This is a genomic window from uncultured Campylobacter sp., from assembly GCF_937997535.1.
Taxonomy (GTDB): domain Bacteria; phylum Campylobacterota; class Campylobacteria; order Campylobacterales; family Campylobacteraceae; genus Campylobacter_B.
Genome location: NZ_CALKTT010000060.1, coordinates 31685 through 45962 on the forward strand (window position 1 = coordinate 31685; position 14278 = coordinate 45962).

Annotated in this window: 14 protein-coding genes; 13 read left to right on the plus strand and 1 reads right to left on the minus strand. The window is 51.2% G+C overall.

Going from position 1 to position 14278, the window contains the following annotated elements:
- The first annotated feature begins 3 nt into the window (after positions 1 to 3).
- The 13 genes from Q0117_RS05720 to Q0117_RS05780 all read left to right on the plus strand — a co-directional run bounded on the left by Q0117_RS05720 (position 4) and on the right by Q0117_RS05780 (position 12779).
- Positions 4 to 426, plus strand: a complete 423-nt coding sequence (locus tag Q0117_RS05720; RefSeq protein ID WP_297923630.1) for an excinuclease ABC subunit A — start codon at positions 4 to 6, stop codon at positions 424 to 426.
- On the plus strand, positions 416 to 1801 hold the full coding sequence (locus Q0117_RS05725) for a beta-ketoacyl synthase chain length factor (protein WP_297923632.1): 1386 nt from the start codon (positions 416 to 418) through the stop codon (positions 1799 to 1801). The genes Q0117_RS05720 and Q0117_RS05725 overlap by 11 nt, the downstream gene beginning before the upstream one ends.
- The gene (locus Q0117_RS05730; RefSeq protein WP_297923634.1) at positions 1791 to 2870 is read left to right on the plus strand and encodes a hypothetical protein; all 1080 of its coding nucleotides are present in this window, start codon (positions 1791 to 1793) and stop codon (positions 2868 to 2870) included. Before Q0117_RS05725 ends, Q0117_RS05730 begins: the two co-directional genes overlap by 11 nt.
- Complete coding sequence (locus Q0117_RS05735; RefSeq protein WP_297923636.1) at positions 2867 to 3622, plus strand: lysophospholipid acyltransferase family protein; 756 nt, start codon at positions 2867 to 2869, stop codon at positions 3620 to 3622. Before Q0117_RS05730 ends, Q0117_RS05735 begins: the two co-directional genes overlap by 4 nt.
- Positions 3619 to 3885, plus strand: a complete 267-nt coding sequence (locus tag Q0117_RS05740) for a phosphopantetheine-binding protein (RefSeq protein WP_177388711.1) — start codon at positions 3619 to 3621, stop codon at positions 3883 to 3885. Before Q0117_RS05735 ends, Q0117_RS05740 begins: the two co-directional genes overlap by 4 nt.
- Complete coding sequence (locus Q0117_RS05745; RefSeq protein WP_297923638.1) at positions 3878 to 4156, plus strand: acyl carrier protein; 279 nt, start codon at positions 3878 to 3880, stop codon at positions 4154 to 4156. Before Q0117_RS05740 ends, Q0117_RS05745 begins: the two co-directional genes overlap by 8 nt.
- A gap of 716 nt (positions 4157 to 4872) precedes the next feature.
- Positions 4873 to 5412 (plus strand): DNA gyrase subunit B, encoded by a 540-nt coding sequence (locus tag Q0117_RS05750; RefSeq protein ID WP_297923640.1) that lies wholly within the window; start codon positions 4873 to 4875, stop codon positions 5410 to 5412.
- Complete coding sequence (locus Q0117_RS05755; RefSeq protein WP_297923642.1) at positions 5393 to 7486, plus strand: AMP-binding protein; 2094 nt, start codon at positions 5393 to 5395, stop codon at positions 7484 to 7486. The genes Q0117_RS05750 and Q0117_RS05755 overlap by 20 nt, the downstream gene beginning before the upstream one ends.
- Positions 7467 to 8441 (plus strand): glycosyltransferase family 2 protein, encoded by a 975-nt coding sequence (locus tag Q0117_RS05760; RefSeq protein ID WP_297923644.1) that lies wholly within the window; start codon positions 7467 to 7469, stop codon positions 8439 to 8441. Before Q0117_RS05755 ends, Q0117_RS05760 begins: the two co-directional genes overlap by 20 nt.
- A complete protein-coding gene (locus Q0117_RS05765) occupies positions 8434 to 9558 on the plus strand; it encodes a hypothetical protein (RefSeq protein ID WP_297923646.1) in 1125 nt (374 codons plus the stop codon). Before Q0117_RS05760 ends, Q0117_RS05765 begins: the two co-directional genes overlap by 8 nt.
- Entirely contained in the window at positions 9545 to 10090 is a 546-nt protein-coding gene (locus tag Q0117_RS05770; protein WP_297923648.1) for a thioesterase family protein, read from the plus strand. The genes Q0117_RS05765 and Q0117_RS05770 overlap by 14 nt, the downstream gene beginning before the upstream one ends.
- A 33-nt stretch (positions 10091 to 10123) precedes the next feature.
- Positions 10124 to 10651 carry an outer membrane lipoprotein carrier protein LolA gene (locus Q0117_RS05775; RefSeq protein ID WP_297923650.1) on the plus strand — a complete coding sequence of 176 codons (528 nt, stop codon included), beginning with the start codon at positions 10124 to 10126 and terminating at the stop codon, positions 10649 to 10651.
- The gene (locus Q0117_RS05780; RefSeq protein WP_297923652.1) at positions 10644 to 12779 is read left to right on the plus strand and encodes a hypothetical protein; all 2136 of its coding nucleotides are present in this window, start codon (positions 10644 to 10646) and stop codon (positions 12777 to 12779) included. The genes Q0117_RS05775 and Q0117_RS05780 overlap by 8 nt, the downstream gene beginning before the upstream one ends.
- Before the next feature lie 576 nt (positions 12780 to 13355).
- Here the strand turns inward: Q0117_RS05780 and Q0117_RS05785 are convergent.
- A complete protein-coding gene (locus Q0117_RS05785) occupies positions 13356 to 14267 on the minus strand; it encodes a LysR family transcriptional regulator (RefSeq protein ID WP_297923654.1) in 912 nt (303 codons plus the stop codon).
- Positions 14268 to 14278: the final 11 nt, after the last annotated feature.

Genomic DNA, 14278 nt, shown 5'->3' on the forward strand with positions numbered 1-14278 from the left:
AAAATGAAAAAATTTCTATTTTTCGTAGTTGCGACGCTTTTTGTCGCTAATGCGGCTTATGCCAAAAACGATATCGTGCGCTTCCCGATCGCTGCGGCACTCGCAGAGCCAGACGCCAAAGCCAAGCTTGATCCGAACATAAAATTCTACTTCGGCAACAAATCCGCAGGCAGAAAGATTACGCAGCAGCTAAGCTCGAATAAAAAAGCAAACGGCGTCGGCAAGAGCGATCAAGCCGCATGCAACCGCGCGTTTTTATCGGCGCTACTTAGCTTTCAAGATCGCGCCAAAAAAGAGGGCGGCAACAAGATCGTCAATATCACGAGCTACTATTATAAAAACGTTTTCGTGAGCGATAAAGAGTTTGAATGCGGCGTAGGCACGATAATGAGCGGTGTCACACTAAGAGGCTATATTGCAAAATAAACTAAGCTTCGGTATATCTTACGCAAGCGCGATAATTTCGGGCGAGCCGGCGGAGTTTTATAAAAACCTCGCCGCTTGTTCGGACGGAATTTCCGAAGTAAACTTAGACGGAAATTCCGATCCCGCTTGCGATATGGATCAAAATTTTACGTATGATTTTACGTTAAATTTTACGCAAGATTTTACAGATACTCGGGACTACGAGCAGAATTCTATAAATCCCGCAAATTTTGCAGCGTGCGAAAATGGGGTTTTACAAAAAAGCTTCGTAGAAAACTTAAAAATTTCTACCCACGCTCGCTTAAAAGAGGAAATTTTAGCCTTAGAGCCTTTGAAGAAAAAGCCGGCTCTTGAGCATATTCCGCCATTGCACCGCCGCCGTTTGGGGCTCGGGGCAAAACTTTGCATCTCGCTTTTAGGCGAAATTTCGCAAAATACGCCGCAAAGTTTAGCTGAGGAAAACTCCTTAAATCTCGCGCCTCAAAATTTAGATGCGAGCAAAAGCCGTGCCGCCGCACAAAACCCGTCGCCGCAGGATTTTTCAAATAAGAATTCTTTAAATTTTATGCAGCAAAATTTAGATTCGGCGCCGCAAGATTTCACAAATGAAAATTCTTTAAATTCCGCGAGGCAGAATTCCAAAACAAACGAAAGCTCGGGAGCCTGCGATCATGAGATGCAAAGCTCCGCGACGCAGCGCGAAGGGCTGCCGCTCGTCTTTTGCTCGCGCATGGGCGAGATCAACCGCTGTTTTAGCCTGCTCGGCTCGATGAGCGAAAGCGTCTCGCCTTCGAGCTTTTGTGTCAGCGTACTCAACGCGATTGCGGCGCAAAATGCGATTTTTACGCAAAATCATGCCGAAATTTCGACGATCTCTGCGGCGTGTGCGCTCGAAAACGGCGCAATAATCGCAGCTACGAGGCTGAAAGAAAGCGCGGAAAATTCCGGCTCCGCACAGGATGCGAACGAAGCAGGCAAAAACGGCGAATGCAAATCGGATAACGATAAAATCGCCCTGCTCTGCTATTTTGAGGAGGCAAATAACAACTATCTGAAGCGCTGCGACTTTGCCTGCGCCCTACTTTTGGTGCTTCAGCGCGGAGATGACGTGCAGATCGAAATTTCGCCGCACGTTGCAGACGCGACGGCACAGAGCATAGAGGCACAAAATCCGAAATCGCGAGCCGAAAATGAAATTTTACGAAGCTTTAAAAAGGGAGGCGAAATCCCGCTAGATACCGCGGTGGAATTTTTGGCTAAAATCCTCTCCGGCAAGTGCGAATGGCGCAGTAGCGACGGGGTTTTAGACTATCTTTGGCGCGTCAAAGATCCCGCCAAAATCGCAGCTTTTTTAAGGCAAAATCATGAACGTTAAAATAGCAAAATTTCATCGCATGAGCAGGCACGGCAAGACGAGCAATTTTGATCAAAATTCCGGGCTACACGGAGCTGCAAAGGCGCGAACGACAAGCTTTAAATTTAGCCGCTCCGCCAAACGCGGATATAGTGAAGGTTTTAAATTTAGCCGCGCTATCAAACACGAGCTCGCCCAAACGGCACATCTTAAAAACACGCCGAAAGGGCGCGTGCCATACGCCCCCAAATCGCGTTGCAATGAGGCGCGCTGCGAAAATACGCCGCCGAGGAATACGCAACGAATCCAAAAAAATCCGCCTAAACGCTGCGAGCTGCGAGCCATAAAAATTTTACCGCAGCGGCGCATGGAAGACACCGTAAAATTCCGCTATAAAGACAGATGCGACGAGCCGAAATACTACGCGCAGCAGGCTGTAAATTTCATAAATTTAGCAGATCAAAGCTTGGGCTACGAGTTTAAATTTAGCCGCGCGATGAACCGAGTAGCCGCTCACGCAGGATGCACACGACAAGGCGCTACGATGAATTTTAAATTTAACGACGCCGCGAGCTATAAATTTAATCAGACGGCGCGTCATACGGCGGCGCAAAAACGGCGTATACGGCGCTTCGCAGAAATTCCGTCGCAATGGCGCGCGTGGCAAACCGCAGAAATTCTACCGCAACGATACGCGCGGCAAAAGATAAAAATTCCATCGCAATGGCACGCACGACGAAGCGTGCGGCAAGCTGAGGAAATTTCACCGAGGCAATGCGCACGGCAAACGGCGAGAATTCTACAAAATCGCAGTTTACCGCGCGCCGCAGAAATTCTATTGCTTCGACACATACACGGCACCGAGGTCGCCTCCGCTCAGACCATAAAAGCTCTATTACTTCGGCACATGCCGCAAGGCGAAATATCGCGCGCAGAAAACCGCGAAAACTCCGCTGCGATGCGGCAGGCGGCAAGCCGTAGAAATTTTATCGAGATCGCGCGCATGACGAGCCATCAAATCCCCGCCGAAAGCTGTAAAATCCTCGTCGAGAGGCATAAAATCCCCGTCGAAAGAGGCGCCGTGCGATGAAGCAGACAGATCCGCTAAGGCGCAAAATCAAGCAGATCAGCATCGCGTTATCCTTCTCAAGCTTCGGCGCGCTGTGTATGTTAGGCAACCTGCTCTTCCTCCCAGTAGCGCTACTGCGATTAAACCGCATAGAGGCCGTGCGAAATTTCGTGCGCGATTTCATAATGATCTCGTGGCGCATATTTTTGCTGCTAGCGCGTCTTTACGGCAGTATCGGCGTGAGCTGGCGCTGCAAACTCCCGCCTAGCGGCACTCTCATCATCGCAAACCACCCTAGCCTGCTTGACGTGGTGATTTTTTTAGCTCACGTGCGGCGCGCAAACTGCGTAGTCAAGGAAAGCCTATGCAAAAACCCCTTCCTCTCCGCCGCCATCGCAGCCGCAGGCTACATCCCAAACACCGGCTCGGAAGCGATGATAGATGCGTGCCGCAGCGCCCTTGCGCGAGGAGAAAGCCTAATCATCTTCCCCGAGGGCACGCGCACCGCAGATCGCATCGCCATGCACAAAGCGGCGTTTTACATCGCGATAAATTTCGCAAAAAATATGAATTGCGTCGCGATAAAAATGGATCCTAAAAGCCTAAAAAAAGGACAAGTATGGTACGATACGCCCGAGGTTCGGATGAAGTACGACCTCTACGAGCTGTGCGCGCTTGATCTAACGGGCTTTGAGCCGGATCGTCCAAACCCAATCCGAGTGCGCAAACTCTACGAAAAAATATCAAATCTATATGAAAAGGAGAATCTGTGAACGAAGAAATTTTGGAACTTAAGGAGCTGATCATTTCGGGGCTAAACCTCGAAGACGTAGCGCCTGGCGACATAAATGACGATGAGCCGCTTTTTGGCGACGGGCTCGGGCTCGATTCGGTCGATGCGCTGGAGCTCGGGCTTTTGGTGCAGAAAAAATACGGCATCGTGCTTAACTCAAAAACCCAAAATTTAAAGCAAATTTTCTCATCCGTTGCGTCTTTGGCGCAATACATCGCCGAAAATAGGAGTAAAAATGAGTAAAGATGAAATTTTTGAAATTTTAAAAAAGGCGCTCGTGGAGCTTTTCGAGATCGACGAGAGCAAGGTCGTGCCGGAGGCTAAAATTTACGAGGATCTGCAGATCGACAGCATCGACGCGATCGATCTGGTCGATTACGTCAAGAAAAACACCGGCTACAAGCTGATGCCAGATGATTTTAAAAATATCCAAACTCTCGGCGACATCGTGGATGCCGTAGCCGCGAAGCTCGATCAAGGCGCAAACGGGGAAACTACGGACGGCGAGAGTTAAATTTCGCCGTGCGGCGCGGCAGGATCGCGTGCGGCGCGGCTTGGTAGTTTGCGGCGACACGGGGCAGCGAGCGAGCGGATAAACATACGGCGTCGTTTATTTGACGGCGTGCGGCGGTTTGGATAAGGCGCGGCGAATATTATCAAAGGTGCGCAGCGAGCGGCGAACGTTTTATTGAAAGAGCGTGGAACTAGCGGCTTTTGCGGGCTTAGCGGCTAAACGGCACGGCACAAAGCCCGCTTGCCTGCCGCTTTTAAGCTATTATGTAAAGCGCTTTGCAGATTAAAATTTTAATCTGCGAGCCTGAGTGAAATTTTGAAATTTTAAAAGGCGCTGTTTCTTTTGCGACCGTCATTTTCGTAAAATTTCAAAATTTTAAAATTTCGGCTAAATTTAATTTAGCGGATCTGATCGCGGGCGCAGTGCCGCGAGCCAAATTAAAGCGCAGCTAAATTTTAAGATGCGGCTAGAATTTGAGGGCGGCAGGCGCGGCTGAATTAAAATTTTATAAGCATGGCGCCCAAAACCGTGGCGCCGAGGTCAAATTTAAAGTATCTTGGCGCGGTACAAATCGCGCTGTGCGCTGCTAACGGCAAAACAAAAAAACCGCTGCGACGAAGCTAAAGCCACCGCGGCAAAAGCCCAACGCTGCGACAAAGCTAAACCGCCGCGGTAAAAAAACAAGCCCTCGCGGCTAAATTTAAGGATTACAAAGATTGCGACGAACGATATTTTTAAAAACAGCTACCATAATTTTAAGCGTGTTTTACCCTTTCGGCCTCTATTTTTTGCACGGCGGCGCGCGGGTCTGCTTGCTCGCGGCTATGAGCGCGCTATGGGGCGCGCGAGCTGTTTTTGAAAGTAAAGATCGCGCTATTAAGGGCGCGAGCGCGGCATTTTTTGCGCTGTGCGCTATATTTTGCAGCGGAGCGCTTGCGTATCTGTATCCACTCATAATAAATTTCTCGCTCGCGGCGCTTTTTGCGCTCAGCCTAAGATCGACGCCCGCGATCACGCGCCTAGCGCTTTTGAAGCGGCCAGGTCTCAACGAGCACGGCCGCGCCTACACGCGCAAGCTGACCGAAATTTGGCTCGGATTTTTCGTGCTAAACGGCCTACTTAGCGCGGCGCTGCTGTTACCGCGAGATAAAATTTATTGGAGCGTTTATTGCGGCGCGATCTCATACGTCCTCATCGGCGCGCTGATCGGCGGCGAGATGATTTTTAGGAAATTTTATGTTAAAAAATTTGATTAATTCTTTGAGGCCTTACGAGCGCGAAATCCTTGCCGCGGCGGCTCTTGCGCGCGATTTAGCGGAAACTCGGTGCAAGCAGAGCGAAGCGGCAAGCTTAAAAGACGCGGACAAACTCCAAAGTAGCGCGGCAAATGTAAATTTAAAAGATGCGGAAAATTCTAGTGGCGGCGCAGGTGCCGCGCACGCCCTGCAATCGGCGCAGACGCAAGAGCAAAAGCGCGCGCCGATGATTGAAATTTACGGCGAGGACGCGGCGGAGTTCATTGCGTTTTTTTTCGGCGCGCTGCTTGCGAGTTTTGCGCCCGTACTGCTGCGAGAGCCCAAATTTAGCGGCGAATTTCATCTCGGCGGCGACGTGAAAATTCCAAATCTCGCCGCAGCACAAAATTTAGACGAATTCTGCTTCCATGATTTAGAAAAAATTTCGCTGCACGATACCGAAAAATCTGTGCCTAAAATTTCATCTAAAAACGCGCCGCAAAATCACGCGCCGTGCGAGCAAGAGGCTGTCTCTTTACATCTGCTGCGAGCGGATCAAAAATTTTATATCAAAACTTCGGGCTCCACGGGCGAGGCGAAAAACATCGAAAAAAGCCTGCGCGATATGGTTTTGGAGACGGAATTTTTGGTAGAAAGATTCGGCCTTTGCGCAAGCGATCGATTTTTATCGGGCGTCTCGCACCAAAATATGTTCGGGCTTACTTTTAGCATCTTCGTGCCGCTGCTTTGCGGTTCGCGCACGCAAAAAGGTGGCCTAAACTATCCTGAAATCATCCTCGCAGCCGATCTTGCGGGCGCCGTGCTGATCAGCTCGCCCACGGTGCTAGGCGCGCTGTGCGAGCACGCAGACGCCGCAAACATAGCGCCTTTGAGCACCATTTTTAGCGCAGGCGCGCCGCTAAGTCCTGCGATCCGAGATAATTTGCGCGCGCTTAGCAATGCCCGCATCGTCGATATTTACGGCTCGAGCGAGACGGGCGTGATCGCCTGCAACGAGGGCGCGGGGCTTAAAAAATTCGCTCCCGTTAGCGTGCAGATTCGCGCAGATATTGATAGCGGCAGCGCGGCAAAATGCGAGAATAAGCCCTTCGATCTTGCGGCAAGCCCTTGCGGCGAAAATTTTGCGGCAAAGCCTAAAACGAGCAGTGTGGACGGGCAAGACACAAACCGCTTGGGCGAGCAGGCGTCTAAATTTAATGTAGACACTAGCGATAAAACCGCAGCCGATCAGAAAAACAGCTCCGCACCGATCGCCGCGATAAAACACGACGATAAATTTACGCAGACAGAGGAGCTTTGCGATAAATTTAGGGCAAAGCGGCCCGCCGACAAATTTTTGCAAATGGGCGAGTTTACGATCAGCTCGCCTTGGTGCGAGAGCTTCGAAAGCCGCGATTTCGGCTATGTGCGCGCAGATGAGATCACCCTTTTGGGGCGCGGCGATCGCACCGTCAAAATCAACGAAAACCGCGTGAGCCTCGATCTGCTCGAAGCCAAACTCCGCTCGCACGAATTTATCGGCGAGTGTAGGATCAATCTGCACCCACAGCGCGACCGCGCCGTAGCTCTTATCAAGCTCAGCGAGCGCGGCGAGCAGGCGTTTCGCGCAGGCGGTAAAAAGGGCGTTACGGACGAACTGAAGGCCTTTTTGAAGCCCGAATTCGGCGCGATTTTGCGCTACTTCAAGATCGCGAGCAAGCTGCCTTTTAATGAGCAGGGCAAGCTAAGCAAAAAGGACTTTTTAAGCGCTCTGCAGCGCTACGAGGTGCCCGTTTTCGAGCAAAGCGCGGAGAATGAGTTTCGCGCGAAGGTGCGCGCTAGCGACTTTTATTTCGACGGACACTTTGCGCGATTTCCGCTAGTGCCCGCGTTTATGCAGCTTCGCTTCGTATTAATCTGCGCAAAAGCCCTGGGCTACGAGCTGGACGGTACGCAAAAGATAGAAAATTTAAAATTTAAAAATTTCATCCGCCCGGGCGATGAAATTTTTATCAAAATCACCGAAGCAAGCGGCAAACTCCGCTTTGAAATTTCAAACGACAAGGTCTGCGCCAGTGGAAGAATTTGCCTTTAAGCCCGCGTTTTTGCTGCCCTACTTCAACCACCCCGCGCGCATCGCCGAGCTCGTAAGCGCCCTGGCGCCCATCGCGCCCGTGCTGATCGTGGACGACGGCAGCGACGAAGCGAGCAAAAGCGCGCTAAAGGGGCTTGCGGCTCAAATTTACACCCGCGCGCAAAACGGCGGCAAAGGCGCTGCCGTGTGCGACGGGCTGGCGTGGGCGAAGGAGCTTGAATTTACGCACGCCTTTCAGATCGACGCGGACTTTCAGCACGACGTAGGCGGGTGTGAGGAGTTTTTGGCACTTGCGGCAAAGCAGCCCGCCGCGTTGATCTGCGCCGCGCCAGTGTATGATGAAAGCGCGCCCAAATCCCGCCTACACGGACGCAAGATAATGAATTTTTGGTGCGTGGTAAATACCCTTTCGCACCGCATAAAAGACGCGATGTGCGGCTTTAGAATTTACCCGCTAGAGGGGATCGTGCCGCTTCTGTCCCGCACCAAAAGCCGCAGAATGAGCTTTGATGCCGAAATTTTAATCCTGGCCGTGCGGGCGGGGTTAGAGATAAAATGGCTCGATCTGGCGGTGCGCTACGAAGCGGGCGGAGTGAGCCACTTTGCGCCGTTTCGGGATAATTTCGGAATTTCGCTGATGCACGCGAGGCTATTTTGCGGGCTTCCGCTTTGGCTTGCAAAAAGGGCGCTAGAGCGCGCCTGCGATAAATTTAAAAAGCGCGACTTGCAGGATGTTTCGCAGCAGAGTGCAGACGAAATTTTGCAAGGGCTAGCGGGGCAAAACCTTTGCGGCGGAGCGCGGCGCGATGGTCGTAAAGGTACCAAAGAGGAGATGGACGGCGGCGCAGACGAAAAAGCTGGTACCGAAAAATGCGGCGACAACGCCGCAGCGCAAAGCTCGCTCGTAAAAGCATCGCAGCAGAGCGCCGCCGCAAAGGACGGGCGCGATGGCTAAACACTGGAGCAAAAACAACGAAAAGGCGGGCGCGGCGCTTTTAAATTTAGCCCGCTTCGTCACGCTTCACACGCCTGATTTTTGCATGCGAAGCACCGCGCTTTGCATCTCGGCGATCTATTTTGCGCTGCTTAAAAACGAACGGCGCGCGATCAGGGAGTTTTTGCGGCGCGCGCTTGATCGCGAGCCCAAGATACGCGAAATTTACGCGAATTTTTATAAATTTTCCCTCAGTCTGTGCGAAAAAATCGCGGTTTGGAACGGCAAGATCGCACTGGATCAAATTCGCGTACAAAGCGGTATGAAGGAGCTTTTAAGCGATGGAACGGGTAAAATTTTAATCACTTCGCACTTCGGCAACACCGAGATCGCGCGCGCCCTTTCGGCAAGCACGGCGGGGATAAAAATCAACGTGCTGATCTTTCGCAAACACAGCGAAAATTTTATGAAATTTATCGAAAAGATGGGCGGCGGCGTGAAAATTCTATACGTCGGCGAGCTCGGTATCGGCGAGATGCTGCAAATCAAAGAGCTGCTGCAAAACGGCGAGCACATCGCAGTAATGGGCGATCGCATGCCGGTGGGCTCGGATAAATTTCAAAGCGAGGATTTTTTAGGACGCAGCGCGAACTTCCCGATCGGCGGCTATCTGCTCGCGAAAATTTTGGACGCGCCGCTATTTAGCTTATGGTGCTACGAGGGGCGCGAAGGGCGTGAGCTGCGGCTGCAGCCGCTACCTGCGCCGCTAAAAAGCCGCGATAAGGCGCGATCGGTCGCGCTAGCGCTTAAATGCTACGTGCGCCAGCTCGAGCTTTATGTCAAAGAATTTCCTTCTCAATGGTATAATTTCTTTGATTTTTGGGCGCAAGAAAAAAACGTGAGCGATGCAAAGCGCGACGGTGCGCAAAATTTCGACGAGACGGGTTCAAATGCTGCGGCAAATTTAAATGGTGCAGCGGATTTAAATAAGACGGCGGGTTTAAATACGGCGTTAAATTTAAAAAGTACGGCGAGCTCGGATACTGTGCTAAATTTAGATAATTCAAATTTGAGCGCTGCAAAATCCGCCGCGCAAGACAAAAAATTTCATAGCGGAGAGAGGAATGAAAGAGTATAAATTTCGCGCTAGATTTTACGACGCCGATCCGATGGGCGTGATGTGGCACGGCAACTACGTAAAGCTCTGCGAGGACGCTAGATGCGAGTTTTGGCGTGACGCGGGCTACACATATATGCAGATGAGAGATGATGGATTTATATATCCCATTATCAAAATGGAGTTTAAATTTATCGCGCCGATACTTTTTGACGACGAGGTTGCGGTGAGCATCGAGCTGCTTGAGTGCGACACGATCATAAAATTCTCCTACCGCATCAAAAGCCCGTTGGGCGCGCTATTGGCCAAAGCTACCACGTCGCAAGCCGCGGTGGAGCTTGATTCCAAAAGGACGCTGTATGAGATACCGCCGCAGTTAAGGGTGTGCGCGGATAAAATTTTATTAAAGAAAAATCCCGCGGGTAAAATTTCGGCAGTAGATAAAAATTCGACAACGAATGAGATTTCGACGGCAAGCAAAACCGCGCCCGAGCAAGAGCGCCCTCAAAATGCCGCGGCGAATGAAATTTTGCCTAGCGATAACGAGCAGTGAAAATTTAGCGAGCATAAAATTTAAAGGACTACGATGAAAATTTTAGCTTTATTTTTAGCGATTTTGGGACTTGCGAGCGCGCTTGAAGTAAGCGATCTGGCGCTTAAGACCGATAATATCGGCGGCAAATTTAGCGAAACGCTCAGCATTGAGGGCTTTGCTGAGCCCGTACGAAGCAGCGGCGAGTTTAGGATCAAAGGCGGCGAGCTGTTTTGGACGACGCTAAAGCCGGTGCGAAGCGAGCTAAAAATCGGCGCGGACGGCGTTTTTGAGCGTAGCGGCGTGGCATGGGTCAAAAGCGCCGATTCGCTTTTTGATAAGGACACCTTTTTGGCGATCTCACGCCTGGACGTAGCGCGACTTAGCAAAAATTTCTCGATCGCGCTAAGCGGCAGCAAAGATGCGTGGCGCGCCGAGTTAAGCCCCAAAGGGATGCTACAAAATATCTTTAAAAATATCGTGATCGAGGGCGGTGCCTACGTCAGGGTGCTGCGGATTAGCAGCGCTAACGGCGACGTGAGCGAAAACGTTTTTTCGAGCGTCGTGAGCTTAGATGAGTAAGAGCGCGATCCTAACGGCATTCGGCGCGGCATTCATCGCGCTTTGCGCCTTTATAGCGTTAAATTTAAACCGCGTAAATTCCGGTTTTTACGAGCTGAGCGGCATTGAAATTTCGGGCGAGCAGAAACAGAGCGTCGAGGATTTCAACCGCGAGATTGCAAGGCAAATCATCGTCGCAAGCACAGAGAAGGCGAGCTTTGACGCGTTCATTGCAGATATGCAAAAAAGCGGGCTTTTTGAGAGCATAATTTACGAGGTAAAGGACGCGAGCGTGTATCAGAGCGAGCTTGCGCGCTTTGCGCCCGCGATGCTCGATGATGCGAGCGTGGAGCTTTTAAAAAGCGATCCGCAGGCCTTTTTTGAGCGTAGCGCGCGTGAGCTTTATTCAAAATTTCGTCCGCTTAGCCTCTCGCAGGACTTTTTCTCGCTCAGCCTTCACTCGCGCCTCGGCGCCCGCGGCGCTATCAAGCTCGATCCTGCGCAAAACCGCTTTATTGCGATCATTGACGGCGCGCCGCACTACCTCGCTACGGCCAAACTCGCTCCGAAAGCAAACGACGATGCGCTTAGCGCGCTGGTGCGCGAGGCGCAAAAGAGCGAAATTTTAATCTCCGGCACTGCCCTTTTTAGCGCTTTGGGCAAAAGCGCGGGCGTGCGCGAAAGCTCCGTCGCGGGCGCCGTATCGCTTAGCCTGTGCGCAGCGCTGCTGCTGGCGGCATTTTCGCGCGCACGGATCTTCTGCCTGCTGCTGCCCGCACTTTTTGGGCTTGCCTGCGGCGTAGCGGCTACGATGGCGATCCGCGGCTCGATCCATATCCTAAGCGCCGTAGTTTCGACGAGCCTAATCGGGCTGATGCTGGATTACGCAGTGCACTGGCTGGGCGCAAACATCGCGCGCCGCATCGAGGCTCGCTCGATAAAAAGCATGCGAAACATCCTGCTTCTAGGGTTTTTCATCACCGCGGGAGGCTACTTCGTATTTTTATTCAGCCCGTTTTTTCTGCTCAAAGAGATCGCGATCTTTGCAATAGCCGCACTTGCGGGGGCGTTTTGCTTTAGCTACTTCGCCCTGCCGCTACTTCTTGAAGGAGCGAAATTTCGCCCCGCCCCGCTCTTTGCAAAAGCTCTTGAACTCTACGCGAAGGCGCTTTGCAAGATAAACCTAAGCCTCAAAGCGCTCGCCATCGTTTGCGCGGCGTTGCTTGCGTTTTTGTATTTCAGGATGGAGCTTAAGGACGACGTCAGTGAATACGCGAGCCTGGATAAAAACCTTATCGCGATGAGCGCCAAGCTCGCAAGCATCGGAGGCTCGAGCTTTGATCTGATCGTGGGCAACGATGCGGGCGCAGTAGCCAAAGAGGCCGTAGCGCGCAGTCTTGCGGACTCATACACCGGCGCGCCGATTTTGGATCCAGCTACGCAGAGCTTTATCAAGCAGGCCTTTGCAAACTACGATAGAAGCGCATTTTTACGTCTCGGGCTTAGCCGCGAGCTCGTGGACGCAAACTTTGCCAAGATCGCGGATGCGCCCATTTTAAGCTACGAGCAAGCTAAAAGCTCCGTTCTTTTTGCCGCGATGCCAAGCATCGATCCGCATATCGCTTTTTTGCGCGGCGTGCGCGATAAAGCGGCCGTAAGCGAGCTTGCCGCGCAGATGGGCGCGCTGCATCTAAACATGCGAAGCGCCATAAGCGAGGCGTTTTCGCAGATCAAAATCAACGCCCTGTATCTAAAATGCGCCGCATACGCCCTTGCGCTTGCGCTGCTGTGGGCGTTTTTCGGCGCGCGGACGGCGTGGTTGATCGTCATCTGCGTTTTTGCGACAAATTTAGCCGTGCTCGCCCTGCTTAGCGCATTCGGCGTGAGCGTGAATATTTTTGCAATCTTTGCGCTGATCCTATCAGGCGCTGTGGGGATCGATTATATGATCTTTGCAAACAACGATAAGATGGCGCTTAGGGATAAAATTTTCGGCATTACGCTCGCGTCTCTTACCAGCATAATCTCCTTTTTCACGCTCGCTTTCAGCTCCACCAAGGCCGTGGCGCTGTTTGGGCTCTGCGTCAGCCTCAATATCGCGCTAGCGGCGATCTTGGCGCAAGTTTTAGCGGCGAGCAAGAAAAGCTAATCAAGCGGGAGCCAAAGAGCCGAAAGCACTGAATAGACGCTCTTTGCCCCGCTTGTAGATAAAATTTTACAAAAAAAGCACGCCGTAAATTTACGCAGCCGCCACGGCTGAAAATTTTAATCCAACTTGCTGCAAAATGAAATTTAGCGCGTCACGGCGCGAGATAAATTTAAGATGAAATTTCGGCCAAGCAAGTTACGAAGTGAAATTTAAAGAGCAAGATTGCGGGATAAATTTTAAAAGCCGATCTTTGGCGTAGCACCTTGCGGTCATTAAATTTAAACCCTTGCGGCGCGTTATTAAATTTAAACTCATGCCGCCCGCAAGCTACCCGCGCAGCAAATTTAAATCTACTCCGCGACATCCTTTGCGAATCGTATTCACAAGGCACACGGATTGTCGCTGTAAATTTAGCTCACGCGCTCCGCACCTACGTGCTATCTGAACGGCAAAATTTAATCGTTTTCACACCTGCGCCATATACGCCGACGATATTTCTAACGGCGGCGGAGCGAGTCCGACGTGTTCGCATTACGACGGCACCGTTATCTTTTGTGCGCTATGCACCGATCCGCCCTACGCGTCGCTTTTGCCCGCTTTTATCATCTTTATAAATTCCTTTGCGAGCTTGGATGGTTTTTTATACACGACCGAAAACGATACGTCCAAAAGCGGCTCATCCGCGACATCAAAGAGCGTGATGTAGTCCTTTTGCGTCTCAAAAATGTACCGCGCGAAGCTGAAGCTGACGCAAAGCCCCGCCGCGACCATCGCGTTAGCCACGTACAGATAGGAGGTGTCGCAGAAAATTTGAGGCGTAAAGCCGGCGTTTTCAAATATCTTTTTGAAGTTCGACTCGCTTTTTAAAATTTTACTGCTGATTGCAAATTTATCGGATTTGAACTCGCTAAGCGCGATTTTAGGGTATTTCTCGGTAGAATTTATACTCGCTCGCGAAACGGCAGGATGAGAGGAGCAGACGCTTAGAAGAAGCCTGCGCTTTTTTATAAACTCGCACTCAAGCCCCTCCGCGACAAGCTCGCCGAAGTGCGCGGCATAGACGATGTCAAGCTCGCCGCTTTTTAGCATCTCGATGAGCGCAGGCTCGGAGTGAGCGTGCACGACCCTGATGTCGGCTTTGGAAAATCTGCTATAAAACATCGCGATGATCTTTTCGATAAATTTAAAGCTGGTCGAGGTTGCGCCGATTACGAGCTTGCCCGTCTTGATCGACGAAAGTCCGCGGATTTCGTTATTTAGCTCCTTATTGAGCCTAAGCATATTTTTCGCTCTGGCGATGTAAATTTCGCCCGCGTATGTAAGCTCAAGGCCGTTTTTTCTATCGAAAATTTCGATCCCGAGCTCCTTTTCTAAAAGCATAATGCTCTTTGAAAGCGACGGTTGTGCAATTCCAAGCTCGCTCGCCGCTTTTGTAAAGCTTTTAAGCTCCGAAATTTTTACCGCAAATTCCATATGTCGCAGGCTCATTTTTTGCCCTT

Coding starts and splice junctions, on each gene's coding strand:
- Q0117_RS05720 (WP_297923630.1), top strand. CDS start 4: ATGAAAAAATTTCTATTTTTCGTAGTTGCGACGCTTTTTGTCGCTAAT.
- Q0117_RS05730 (WP_297923634.1), top strand. CDS start 1,791: ATGAACGTTAAAATAGCAAAATTTCATCGCATGAGCAGGCACGGCAAG.
- Q0117_RS05735 (WP_297923636.1), top strand. CDS start 2,867: ATGAAGCAGACAGATCCGCTAAGGCGCAAAATCAAGCAGATCAGCATC.
- Q0117_RS05745 (WP_297923638.1), top strand. CDS start 3,878: ATGAGTAAAGATGAAATTTTTGAAATTTTAAAAAAGGCGCTCGTGGAG.
- Q0117_RS05755 (WP_297923642.1), top strand. CDS start 5,393: ATGTTAAAAAATTTGATTAATTCTTTGAGGCCTTACGAGCGCGAAATC.
- Q0117_RS05765 (WP_297923646.1), top strand. CDS start 8,434: ATGGCTAAACACTGGAGCAAAAACAACGAAAAGGCGGGCGCGGCGCTT.
- Q0117_RS05770 (WP_297923648.1), top strand. CDS start 9,545: ATGAAAGAGTATAAATTTCGCGCTAGATTTTACGACGCCGATCCGATG.
- Q0117_RS05775 (WP_297923650.1), top strand. CDS start 10,124: ATGAAAATTTTAGCTTTATTTTTAGCGATTTTGGGACTTGCGAGCGCG.
- Q0117_RS05780 (WP_297923652.1), top strand. CDS start 10,644: ATGAGTAAGAGCGCGATCCTAACGGCATTCGGCGCGGCATTCATCGCG.
- Q0117_RS05785 (WP_297923654.1), bottom strand. CDS start 14,267: ATGAGCCTGCGACATATGGAATTTGCGGTAAAAATTTCGGAGCTTAAA.